Source organism: Clostridium sp. DJ247 (assembly GCF_014231265.1).
The window spans coordinates 47233-60234 of record NZ_JABAIW010000032.1; the positions used below are offsets into that span (position 1 = coordinate 47233).

General features: G+C 30.3%; 9 protein-coding genes and 1 rRNA gene. 8 read left to right on the forward strand and 2 right to left on the reverse strand.

Annotated elements, in window-relative coordinates:
* Positions 1-48: 48 nt before the first annotated feature.
* The 3 genes from metH (at position 49) to HGI79_RS13640 (ending at position 4946) form a co-directional block, all read left to right on the forward strand.
* On the forward strand, positions 49-3711 hold the full coding sequence (gene metH, locus HGI79_RS13630; RefSeq protein WP_185651242.1) for a methionine synthase: 3663 nt from the start codon (positions 49-51) through the stop codon (positions 3709-3711).
* Between the two features lie 171 nt (positions 3712-3882).
* Complete coding sequence (locus tag HGI79_RS13635; protein ID WP_185651243.1) at positions 3883-4461, forward strand: hypothetical protein; 579 nt, start codon at positions 3883-3885, stop codon at positions 4459-4461.
* A gap of 86 nt (positions 4462-4547) precedes the next feature.
* Positions 4548-4946: a gamma-glutamylcyclotransferase family protein gene (locus tag HGI79_RS13640; RefSeq protein WP_185651244.1), complete on the forward strand. Its 399-nt coding sequence runs from the start codon at positions 4548-4550 to the stop codon at positions 4944-4946.
* 664 nt (positions 4947-5610) lie between these two features.
* Here HGI79_RS13640 and mltG read toward each other — a convergent pair.
* Entirely contained in the window at positions 5611-6612 is a 1002-nt protein-coding gene (gene mltG / locus HGI79_RS13645; RefSeq protein ID WP_185651245.1) for an endolytic transglycosylase MltG, read from the reverse strand.
* Between the two features lie 505 nt (positions 6613-7117).
* On the opposite strand from mltG, the gene HGI79_RS13650 reads away from it, so the two are divergent.
* Together HGI79_RS13650 and hydG are read left to right on the forward strand one after the other, a co-directional pair.
* Positions 7118-7366: a TM1266 family iron-only hydrogenase system putative regulator gene (locus HGI79_RS13650; protein WP_185651246.1), complete on the forward strand. Its 249-nt coding sequence runs from the start codon at positions 7118-7120 to the stop codon at positions 7364-7366.
* Positions 7367-7811: 445 nt separating this feature from the next.
* Complete coding sequence (gene hydG / locus HGI79_RS13655) at positions 7812-9227, forward strand: [FeFe] hydrogenase H-cluster radical SAM maturase HydG (protein WP_185651252.1); 1416 nt, start codon at positions 7812-7814, stop codon at positions 9225-9227.
* 217 nt (positions 9228-9444) lie between these two features.
* Here the strand turns inward: hydG and HGI79_RS13660 are convergent, their stop codons facing one another.
* Complete coding sequence (locus tag HGI79_RS13660; RefSeq protein ID WP_185651247.1) at positions 9445-10671, reverse strand: EAL domain-containing protein; 1227 nt, start codon at positions 10669-10671, stop codon at positions 9445-9447.
* Between the two features lie 484 nt (positions 10672-11155).
* On the opposite strand from HGI79_RS13660, the gene HGI79_RS13665 reads away from it, so the two are divergent.
* The 3 genes from HGI79_RS13665 to HGI79_RS13675 form a co-directional block, all read left to right on the forward strand.
* On the forward strand, positions 11156-11398 hold the full coding sequence (locus tag HGI79_RS13665; protein WP_185651248.1) for a spore coat protein: 243 nt from the start codon (positions 11156-11158) through the stop codon (positions 11396-11398).
* A 22-nt stretch (positions 11399-11420) separates the two neighbouring features.
* The gene (locus HGI79_RS13670) at positions 11421-11717 is read left to right on the forward strand and encodes a spore coat protein (RefSeq protein ID WP_185651249.1); all 297 of its coding nucleotides are present in this window, start codon (positions 11421-11423) and stop codon (positions 11715-11717) included.
* A 1207-nt stretch (positions 11718-12924) separates the two neighbouring features.
* Positions 12925-13002: ribosomal RNA gene (locus HGI79_RS13675) — 16S ribosomal RNA — on the forward strand; the annotation flags it as partial.

Here is a 13002-nt window from a genome sequence, read left to right on the forward strand (position 1 = left end):
TCCTGTAAAATAAGCATTAGTAATATACTAATATAAGGGGGCTACAATATGAAACATAATATTCGAGACTATCTTAAGAATAAAATATTGGTACTTGATGGAGCCATGGGCACAGCTATACAAAATCATGGGTTAACGGAAGCTGATTTTAGGGGTGCTTGTCAGTGCGTTCAAAATCAAAAGGGCAACAATGATTTATTAAGCCTTAATCGTCCTGACGTTATAAAATCTATTCATGAAGACTATTTGCAGGCTGGTGCCGATATTATAGAAACTAATACCTTTAACTCCAATAGAATTTCTCAAGCAGATTACGGAATGGAAGAGAAGTCTTATGATCTAAATTACTATGGAGCTAGGCTTGCTAGAGAAGCTGCTGACATTTATACAGAAAAAAATCCACATAAGCCGCGCTTTGTAGCTGGATCCATTGGTCCCACAAATAGAACTGCGTCTTTATCGCCTGATGTAGAAAGACCAGAGTATAGAAATATATCCTTTGATGAATTAGTTTCAGCCTATAAAGAGCAAATAGAAGGTCTGGTAGATGGTGGAGTAGATGTTTTACTAATAGAAACTATATTCGATACTCTAAATGCTAGAGCAGCAATTTATGCAGCGGATACTGTTCTTGAAGAAAAACAGTTAGATATTCCTATTATGATTAGTGGAACAATTACAGATAAGAGTGGAAGAACTTTATCTGGACAGACTATGGAGGCTTTTGCAGCTTCTGTTAAAAATCAAAGGGTAATCAGTATAGGTCTTAACTGTGCCTTTGGCGCTAAAGATTTAATTCCATTTATAAAGGAATTGTCTCATAGTCAGGAATATTATATAAGCTTTTATCCCAATGCGGGTTTACCTAATACATTAGGTCAGTATGATGAACTTCCAGAGGAAACAGCAGCTTTCATAGAGGAATTGGCTAAGGAAGGTCATTTAAACATAGTGGGAGGATGTTGTGGTACAACAACACATCATATTAAGGCAATTGCAAAAGTGGTTGAAAACTATAAACCTAGAGTTATTCCGAAAATTGAGAAAGAAACTGTTTACTGTGGATTAGAGATCGCTAAAGTAAATAGGGAAAATAACTTTGTAAATATAGGTGAAAGGACAAATGTAGCTGGTTCAGCAAAATTTGCAAGGCTTATAAGAGAGAAAAAATATGAAGAAGCTCTTTCAATAGCAAAGGAACAAGTGGAGAATGGAGCTCAAATTATTGATGTAAACTTTGATGATGCGCTTTTAGATGCACCAAAGGAAATGGATATTTTCTTAAAGCTTCTTGCCAGTGAACCAGAAATATCTAAAGTTCCAGTGATGATAGACTCTTCAAAATGGGAAGTATTAGAAGTTGGTTTAAAAGCAATTCAAGGTAAACCAGTTGTAAACTCTATTAGTTTAAAGGGTGGAGAAGAAGAGTTTATAAGACAGGCAACTATTATTAAAAAGTTTGGCGCAGGTGTTGTGGTTATGGCCTTTGATGAAAAGGGGCAGGCTGATACCTATGAAAGAAAGATAGAAATATGTAAAAGAGCCTATGATATTTTAGTGGATATAGTAAAGTTCCCACCAGAAAATATAATTTTTGATCCTAATATACTGGCTATTGCCACAGGTATTGAAGAACATAATAACTATGGTGTAGATTACATAAATGCAGTTAAATGGATTAAAGAAAATCTACCTTATGCAAAAGTAAGTGGTGGTGTTTCAAATCTATCCTTTTCCTTTAGAGGTAATAATGCCATAAGAGAGGCAATGCATTCTGTTTTCTTATATCACGCAATTAATGTTGGTATGGATATGGGAATTGTGAATCCAGGTATGATTCAAATATACGACGAAATAGATAAGGAATTATTACAAAAAGTAGAAGATGTAGTTTTAAACAATTATCCAGAAGCAGCAGAAAAATTGTTAGAATTTGCGGAAAGCTATAAAGCAGCAGAAGGTAACTCAAATGAAAATAAGCTTAAATGGAGAGAAACAGATGCTAAGGAAAGATTAAAATATGCATTAGTAAAAGGTATCACAGAATATATTGATGAAGATGTTGAAGAAGCTAGAAAATTCTACGATAAATCACTACAGATTATAGAAGGACCTTTAATGGACGGCATGAAAGTGGTAGGAGAGTTGTTTGGTGAAGGGAAAATGTTCCTGCCACAAGTTGTTAAAAGTGCAAGAGTAATGAAAAAGGCTGTGGGATGTCTGCTTCCATATATTGAAGCGGAGAAAAATGATGATGAAAATTCTAGTGCAGGAAAAGTAATATTTGCAACAGTAAAAGGGGATGTTCATGACATTGGAAAGAATATTGTGAGTATAGTACTAGCCTGTAATAACTTCCAGGTTATTGATCTTGGCGTAATGGTACCTTGCGAAACTATACTTGAAACTGCAATAAAGGAAAAGGCAGATATTATAGCTCTAAGCGGTCTTATTACTCCTTCATTGGATGAAATGTGTCATGTGGCTGAAGAAATGGAACGCCAAGGTTTTACTATTCCTTTAATGGTAGGCGGTGCTACTACATCTAAGACTCATACAACTTTAAAAATAGCACCTAAGTATTCTAAAGGAGTAATTCACACAACGGATGCATCTAAGGCTGTACAGGCTGCTAAAAGGTTAATGGATAAGGAAGATAACAATGAATACTTAAAGGAAATTGCTGAAGAATATGCACAAATTAGAGAAACCTATTCAAAGTATGAAAGAAAGCTTATTTCTATAGAAGCTGCTAAAGAAAATAAGTTTATAATAGATTGGGAGAAAACACATATAAAGACTCCTAATTTCCAAGGTGTTAAAGTTATAAAAAGTTATCCAATATCAGAACTTAGAAAGTATATAGATTGGACATTCTTTTTTGTAGCTTGGGATATGGGAGTTACCTATCCTGAGATTATGAGTAATGATAAATACAAGGATGAAGCTAAAAAGCTATTAGATGATGCTAATGCAATGCTAGATATACTAGATAAAGAGAGAATCTTAACTGCTAATGGTGTATTTGGATTATTTCCTGCAAATTCTATTGGTGAAGATATTGTAGTTTTTGCTGATGAAGAAAGAAAAGAAGTGTTAACTACCTTTAATATGTTAAGGCAACAGGAGATTAAAAAAGAAGGAGTCTATCGCAGTCTTTCAGACTTTGTAGCTCCAAAGGAAAGTGGAATAAAAGATTATATTGGTGGATTTATTGTCACTGCTGGTTTAGGTGCTCAGGAATTTGCTGATAAATTAAAAGAAAGCGGAGACGAATATAGTGCAATTATGGTTAAAGTTTTAGCCGATAGATTAGCTGAAGCTTTTGCAGAGTTGATGCATCTAGAAGTGAGAAGGAACTACTGGGGATATTCTGAGGGTGAAAATCTAACACTTACTGAACTTCTAAAAGGAAGTTATAGGGGAATAAGACCAGCCTTTGGTTATCCTTCTTTAAGAGACCATGCTGAAAAAGTAAAACTATTTGACCTCTTAAAAGGAGAGGAAAATGTAGGAGTCACTTTAACAGAAGGTGGGTATATGATGAATCCTGCGGCTTCAGTATCAGGCTTATATTTTGGTAATGAAGAAGCTAAATACTTTGATATTAACAAAATAGGTAAGGATCAAATAGAGGATTATGTAAATAGAAATGGTAAGCCTATAGCTGAAGTTGAAAGATTACTGGATACTATATTAATTTATAAATAGGACTAAATATAAAGGATCTATTAACAATCTTTCGTAATTAAGTAAAAACACTATCAGTTTATTGAATTTTAATAAATTTTGATAGTGTTTTTATTATATTGAGAAGTATTTGCATTTATTGAAAATATTATATATACTTTTATTATAGAATAGGTAAAAGAGGAGATTGTTATGACAGAAAATAGGAATAATAAGCAGAAGAAAAATAAGTATATAAACAATCTATTTAATTCTATAGAAAATTACATTTCTAAGGGAAAAGAAGAAGAGTTAAGAGATAAAATTTCTTCAATTATAAGAGAAAAAATATTTTCAAAGGATATTGAAGAGTGTTTAAATTTTAGGGATTTCTCTGACGTTGGATTTTTGGATAACTCTGTAGAAAATGTAGCTTTTTTATTTTCAACTATGTTTCCTGTATTCATAGAAGAAAGAGGTGTTACATTCAGATTATATAAGCATAAAATTGAAATTACTTTGTCAGATAAAATGAAGGATAGATTTATATATATTTTTTCTGAAGGAAGTTTAATTTCAGGAGAATTTAAATGTTATAGACTTTATAATGATGAATACGTTTATATAGTCAAAAGAATCATTGAGATTATACCAAAGTTAAAAGATGCTATAAAAGAAGCAATAAATAATTTTGATGGAAGCAGCAAGGATATTCATGTAAAGAAAGAAAATTCTAAGATACATCTAGATAAAGCAAAGCATAGCGCTAAATTATTACTAGATATGTTATAAGGAATCTGAAAAAATTACCGATTAAATTTGCTAGTTATTTTTTTCAGATGACTAAAACCAGATATTGAAGAAAGGAGAAACTAAAGATGTTATATTTTGCATATGGAAGTAATCTTAATAGGCTTCAAATGAAAAAACGGTGTCCAGATTCAGTTCCACTAGCAAGAGTTAGGCTTAAAGGATATAAATTGGTTTTTAATAAATATGCTGATATTATTGAAAGTAAAGAAGATATAGTTTACGGTGCGGTTTACAAAGTATCCAATAGAGACATTAAAAACCTTGATATTTACGAGGAATATCCAAGACTTTATAAAAAGATAGATATTATAGTTGAAGATGATGAAGGCAAGAGTTACAATGCTTTTGTTTATATTATGAATGAAAAAGGCAAAGTTAAGCCGGCTGAAAGCTATTATAATATCATAGTGCAGGGGTATAAGCATTGGAATCTGTCTTTAGAATCTTTGGAAAATGCTTTTTGAAAGATGTTTACAAACCCACCAGAAGTATTTATTACTAAAGGGTTTTAGGCGGGAAACTTAACTTATACGACCGAATATGTTGCCAAACTTCAGCACGTTAAAAACTTTTAATCAGTCTAAAGTTCGTGTTTAAGCAGAGAGCCAAAATCTGTGATTTTGTGCGAATCGCTTACTACTCTGACGAAAGGAAGAGTAGTTTCATATCTTAATATATAACGTATACTTAGAATATTAATATCTTCTGTTAAGTTGGTAAATTAGCTAAGTTTAGTTTTACAGTAAACTATCTATAGATAGTAAACTCTAAAGATTAATTTATCATAATGTCAATTTGCCACTTTTGCATCTAACGTATATTTACAATATCAATATTTATCATTAAGTTGGCAAATTAGATAAGTTTAGTTTTACAGTTAACTATCTATATAGATATGCAACCTCGAACATTAATTTAGAGCCAGGTGTTTATTTACCAATCTTTTCTGTATTGTTAACTGTTTTTAATGACTGTAAAGCTTGTAAGTACAGAAAAAACAGTTAAATAATACTACTAAATATTAGTAAATAAACACCTTATTATAAATTAAGTATCGAAGTTGGATATCTATATATTAAAAAATATGGATTAAGAAATAGGAAGTAGTAAAAAGCATAAAAAACTTTATTAATGTTTTATATATTTTTTTATGTTTTCAACGTGTTCCTGATATGTTTTAGCAAATACATGTTCGCTTGTTTGTTCGTTAAGAACATAGTACAAATAATCAGTTTTTTCTGGATGTATTGCAGCGGTTATAGATGCAATTCCAGGGTTACATATAGATGAAGGTGGTAATCCCTTATTTATATAGGTGTTATATGGAGATTGAACCATCAGGTCTTTATTATATAATTTATCCTTATGACCTATAACATAAATTATTGTTGCATCTATTTGTAATGGCATATCTTTATTTAAACGATTATATATTACACTGGCAATTTTAGGTCTGTCTACGTCCTTTCGTGCTTCCTTTTCAATTAGTGATGCAACTATTACTAGATTTCTTATATCATAGTTGGACTGTATAATATAATTCTTATACTGGGAAATTTCTTTATCGAATTGATCTAGCATTGCATGTATTATTTCATCTGATGTTTCGTTTTTATAAAAAAAGTATGTATTAGGAAATAAAAAACCGTCTAGCATATGAGTATCTTGAGGAATATCTTTTAAAAACCAATAGCTAGTATCTTTCCAATTTGCTACTTTATTTAAGAAGTCATTTTTAGTTACTAAACCATTTTTTTCCAAGAGTTGTCCTATTTGTTCAGTATTGTATCCTTCTGGTATGGTAATTTTAATCATGTTAGCATCTTTTCCATATCGGGCCAAAATATTGGCTAGTCTAGATAAAGGTATTTGCTTAGGTATTATAAAAGTACCGAATTTTATTATTTTATCTTTGTGTAATACCTTTTGTTCAAATATAAAATAATACTTACTTCTAATAATAGATTTTTCATGTAAAATATTAGCTATTTCTCGAGTAGATGAATTTTCAGGTATTTTAATTTCTACATCATACGTATTTTTTGTTGTAGACAATAATTTATAACCATAATATACTCCACTTAACATTATTATGGTTATTACTAGTATTAAAGTATGTCTGATTTTCATTGTTAATCTCTCCATTTAAAAAATATTTGAATATCGTGTTGTATTTTTAAATATTTAATCGAATTTTTATATAAATTTGTCTATTTAATTTTAGCACATAATAATAAATTATTTCGAAACATTTTGTAATAAATTTTTAAAATATTATATAAATCTATCTATATAGGATTATATAAGAATTAAATTTTTCGTTTTTTACTATTGATAAATAATTAATTTTATGTAAAACTAGAAGTATATTCTAAACTATAGGATTACTCTTTTAGTTTAGATTCAATGCGAAAAGACCTAATTGCAAGGAGCTTTCTAAGCAAAAGGGGGACTTTATCATAGGGGTTATGGTATATGAAGTTTGGGTTAACACCACCAAATTTTAGTTGCCTTATACAGTTGTAGGTATTTTTTACCTATAAATGATAAGCCGTTCCTTTCTAACGCAATTAGAAAGGAATTTTTGTTTTTGTAAGGCTTTAAACAATAAGAGAAACAAAAAAGAGGTGAATTAATGGAGAAACGAATAGGTGTGGTTGGAATTATTATAGAAAATCGTGAAAAAGCAAAAGAAGTAAATGAAATTTTACACAAATATGGGGAAATCATTGTAGGGCGAATGGGCATTCCTTATAAAGAAAGAGATATTTCTGTGATCTCCCTAATAGTAGATGGCACTACAGATGAAATTAGTGCAATGACAGGAAAGTTGGGTAAGATACCTGATGTTCAGGTAAAAGGTGCACTTACAGCTAAAAAATAAGCATACTTATGTGAAACAGGTATAAAGTATAGTTAAAAAAATTAACTGTATATAGGTACGGAACTTTTGAATTTAATTTATTCCACATAGGATATTACTAGATTAAGCCACTGATAAATAGTTTAAGAAAGTCTAAGCCTCAAATTAAGCAGAGAGCCAGAATCTGTGATTTTGTGCGAATCGCTTACTCCTCTGACCAAAGGAAGAGGAGTTTCATAATATAAAAGAACTTTGATAAACTCGCTTAGGCTCAAACAGTATCAAAGTGCTAAGCTTTTCTAGTAATTTAAGACTAAGACTTTCTAATAAACTATTTAAAGGTGGCTAAATCTAGTAATATCCTATGCTGCATAAATTAAATTTAAAAGTTCTACATCTATAAATTAAGAGATAACAACTTGATTTAATAATTATTATATATAAGGAGATGTTTTACATGAATGAAATGGAAAGACAAAAAGCAGACTTTATTAACGAAGGTGAAATTCAATATTTCCTTGAAATAGGAAAAGAAAAAGCAAAGGATGTAAGTTACGTAAAAGGAATTATAGAGAGGGCTGGTGACGCAAAAGGTCTTAATATAGAAGAAGTAGCCACCTTACTTAATGTAGAGGATGACACTTTATTAGAAGAAATGTACAAAATTTCCAGGGAAATTAAACAAAAAATTTATGGAAATAGAATTGTTATGTTTGCACCTTTATATATAAGTGACCACTGTGTAAACGACTGTGTATATTGTGGATATAAATGTTCCAACAAAGAAAATATAGATAGAAAAAAATTAGATACAGAAGAGATAATCCGTGAAATAGAAATACTTGAGGATTTAGGACACAAAAGAGTTGTACTAGAGGCAGGAGAGGACCCTGAAAATTGCCCTATAGATTACGTAGTAGATTGCATGAAAACTATTTATAGTGTAAAAAAGGACAACGGTTCAATTAGAAGAATTAATGTAAATATTGCTTCTACTACAGTAGAAAACTATACCAAATTAAAAGAAGCAGGTATCGGAACCTATATCTTATTCCAAGAAACCTATCATAGGGAAACCTATAAAAAAATGCATCCAAAAGGACCTAAACATGACTATGATTATCATACTACTGCCATGGATCGTGCTATGAAAGGCGGTATAGATGATGTAGGTATTGGAGTTCTATATGGACTTTATGATTATAAATTTGAAACTGTAGCTATGTTCCTGCATGCAAAACATCTGGATGATACCTTTGGTGTAGGACCTCATACTATTTCTGTTCCAAGATTACGACCAGCTGTTGGAGTAGATCGAAACAGTTTTCCTCATTTAGTAAATGATCATGATTTTAAAAAATTAGTTGCTATTATAAGACTAGCTGTACCTTATACTGGGATGATTGTTTCTACGAGGGAGGAACCTAAATTTAGAGAAGAAATTATAGCAGTAGGAATTTCTCAGATAAGCGCAGGTTCCAGTGTAGATGTAGGAGGTTATGAAGAGGAATTTGGACAGCGTGCTAAAAAGAAGTCTGCACAATTTCAAGTTAGTGACACACGAACTCCAATTGAAGTATTGAAGAAGCTTTGTAAGGATGGATATATTCCAAGTTATTGTACTGCGTGTTACCGACAAGGAAGAACTGGGGAAAGATTCATGAGTCTTGCAAAAACAGGGAACATTCACAATGTTTGCCTGCCGAATGCAATTATGACATTCCAGGAATTCTTATTAGATTATGCAGATGATGAACTAAAAGAAATAGGACAAAAGACTATAGAAGAAAACTTTAAACATATAGAATCTGAAAAAATAAAAGAAGAAACTACTAAGAGGCTAGAGAGAATTAAAAGTGGAGAAAGAGATTTATATTTCTAATACTTTTAATTATATAGTAACAATCTCTACTTAAATATAAATATTATATTCTAATAAAAAAGCATTACCAGGATTAAATATTTTAATATAAACAGAATTCTAAGCTTCAGATGGAGTTTTACTTTATCTGAAGCTTAGAATTCGTTATCCAGGGATATAACCCTCTTTACTCTCACTTTGAAGAATATAGGAGTACTCTTCAACACAATAAAACTTATTATAGATTAATATAATTTGGATTAAAATCTATACATAATATGTAGCCTTTATTATTACTACCTTTAAATTTTTCTGAAATGGTAATACACAAGTTTCCACTAGCTGAAGATACATATGTATCAGTTACATATTTATTAAGTCCCATGTTTTTTAAGAAGTAGTAGTATTTCTTTAAAGAATGATCAGTTCCTTTTTTTGCAGGCTTAAATATTAAGGCTTTTTGAGAAAGCATATTCTTAAAACGTGTAACAGTATCACTTACTTGTATTCCAGATTCATCCAAAACGTATACACATTCAAAAACATCATTTTTATTAATAGTTTCAGTTAACTTTTCGCTAAACTTATTTTCATCAGTGAATGAAAGTTCATGTATAACATCATTTAGCAATTTTTCATATTGTTTATGTTTTGATTGTTCAAACTCTATTTGTTCTGTCTTATATTTCTTATATTGAGAAGCTATATAGTTAACTTTTTCTTCAACAGAACTTAAAAAATTCACATCAATGTTTTTATACTGTCCAAAATAATTTCCCTGAAGCATATCGGCACCTAACTCCATTGAGGCTATTGCTTGTTCTTCTATATTTATGCCATCAGCAACTATCAGTGCACTAATCTTTTTTGATAGACTTACTAATGATTTGAATATCTCCTGTTTATAGAAATCCATTTCTATATCTTTTGTAATAGCTTCACTTATTTTTATAATATCTGGTTCAACATGAGATATTTTATCTAAATTTGCAAAGCCTGATCCAATAGTTAATGCAACTAGAAAGCCTCTGCTTCTATATGAATTAATAAATTGCTTTAACACTTCTACATCATCTATATTATTTTCATATATCTCAAGAACTACGTTCTGTGGATTAATATTAAATTTGTTGACAAGGTCTAAAATAGTTCCAGAACCAACGAATTTTGCGATAACAGCCATATTTATACTAATAAACAGAAGTTTTTCGTCATCAGTACAGATTTTATTAAATTCCTCAACAATTTTTTTTCTAATTAATCTGTCTAAATCAATTTCGGAATTTTCTTTCTCAGCATAATCAAACAGTTCATTTAAAGAGAAAAAACTACCAGATAAATCAGCACCTGTACTGATTCCATCAAGCCCAATAACTGATTTCTTAAACACAGATACAATAGGCTGAAACTTAACATCAACAACTGAGTTGTCAAGTATCTTTTTCATATCTATTCCACTATTCATAATTTGATCACCTTTCCTTAGAGTGTAAAATTTACAAATATAATAATACTATTCTACCAATAAATTATGACATAGTAAATATAATATACTTCGCAGATCATGTTTAATTATATTTTATGTTTAAAAATCTTATAATTAAAAACAAAATTACATACTAAAATATTTAGTATTCATCTTATAGAGACGTTTACTAGAAAATTAAGTATTTTCTAATTTATAGAAAATAATAATATTTAGAACACCTCTTTTAATATAGAGATGTTCTAAATATTGGGCAAAAGGAATGTTATTATAGCAACAAAGTTAACTTACCCTTTGGTAATAAATTTTATACTATGATTATATATGATAATTATACCAAGAATGGGGTAATATCTATTATTTTCTTATGATTTTATAGGGTAATAATTTTATAACTATACAAACTATAATTACAAAGCATAGTACAATTTCAATAAGTTTATATTATGAGGAGGGGAATGAATTGGTTATAGAAAGAATTGCACCACACGAAGCATTTGAAATTCATGAACTTTTAGATTTTAAGGTTTCTTGTGCTACAAAAACAGCAGCTGTGTCAGAACTAGTTTCTGATTCTGAGTTAAAAGCTATACTAAAGCAGGATATAAAAACATCAAAAGAACATATCCAGGAGCTTCAAAGTCTTATACAGCGTGCACCTGTTGGAGCAACTATGGGTGTAACAGTAGGAACAACTAATAGATAAGGAAATAAGGAAGGTGACTATTATGGATAGAACTGTTGCTGGAGTAGTGGGCACAACTACACTAACTGATCAAAATATTGCTTCAGATTTTTTAAATGCTGCAAAAGCTGGTATTAGGAACTGTGCCTGGGCAATCTCTGAAGCTGCAACTCCAGAGGTTAGGGATGCCTTACACAAACAATTAGATGATGCTATTGCCACTCATGAAAAGATAACTAGATATATGTTAGATAAAAAATACTATTTAGCTTATAACCCAGAGGAACAAATTAGAGCTGACATAGAAGCTTCAAATAAGGCGTTAGATCTTCAGAGTTAAAATTCTATTATGTTAAACAAGTATAGATAATTATGCCCGAAATTTAACTTATACGACCGAATATGCTGCCAAACTTCAGCACATTAAAAACTTTTAATTAGTCTAAAGTTCGTGTTTTAAGCAGAGAGCCAAAATCTGTGATTTTGTGCGAATCGCTTACTCATCTGACGTAAGGAAGAGGAGTTTCATTAAAATAAGAAGCTTTGATAAACTCGTACCTAAGTCCGGACCAACTTATCAATTACCATTGATAAGTCGCTGGTTGAAAGCCATTCAGGCTTTCAACCATATCAAAGTTTCTAAGATTTTCAAAAACACTTCACTAAGACTAATAAAAAAGTTTTTAAAAGTGCCATCAGTTTTGGCAGCATATTCCTACGTATAAGTTAAATTTAGGTTGTGGTTATCTATTAAGAATTAAACCATTATTAAATTGTAACGTATAAGCTTACAATTGCAAACTTAATATATATAGTTAAAGTGGTATTTAGATAAAAATAAATACCACTTTATTTTTGTAAGAATTTAAAAAATTTCCAAGTTAAACATATAATAAGGCGTATAAAATCAATGATTTAAATTTATATTACTCAGATAAAAACTGCTATTTGGTATCTGAAATAAGTAACTATTTCAATATTTACATTGACTTTTTATAAGATATTTACATCATTTAATATATTCTTCACAAATAAACTAAATCAGGCGTGTCTATATATTTAATATTGCGTATGTATGAAAAATATAAAGAATAACTAAGCTAGTTTTAAATAAGCAGGCATAAGGATTATATGTTACAAAATAAAACATGATAAGATAACGTTTGTCGTTGAGATAGCGGCAAACAACTGAGCGAAAATTCCTAGTCAAAATATGTTGACAAAGATTAAGCTTGTGTGATATTATGTGAAAGCTGTGAACAACATAGTAAGTTACTCAATAATGTAACTACACATTGGTAATAAATTACTAGTTGACGAGCAGAAAGAAACATGATAAGATGTAAATCCGGTCGCAAATCAGCGATATGATCCTTGAAAATTAAACAGAGTGAGATAAGAAAACTTATCTATATAAATAAACCAGCAATTCTTTTGAGCTACTAGATTAGTAGCCAAATAACAAAGAGTTAAGGAAACTCCAAAGCTATGCTTCGGAGTAAGTGACCATCACAAAATCATAGATTTTGGATGTCTACTTAAACTTTCAAATTGAGAGTTTGATCCTGGCTCAGGACGAACGCTGGCGGCGTGCCTAACACATGCAAGTCGAGCGATGAAATCCT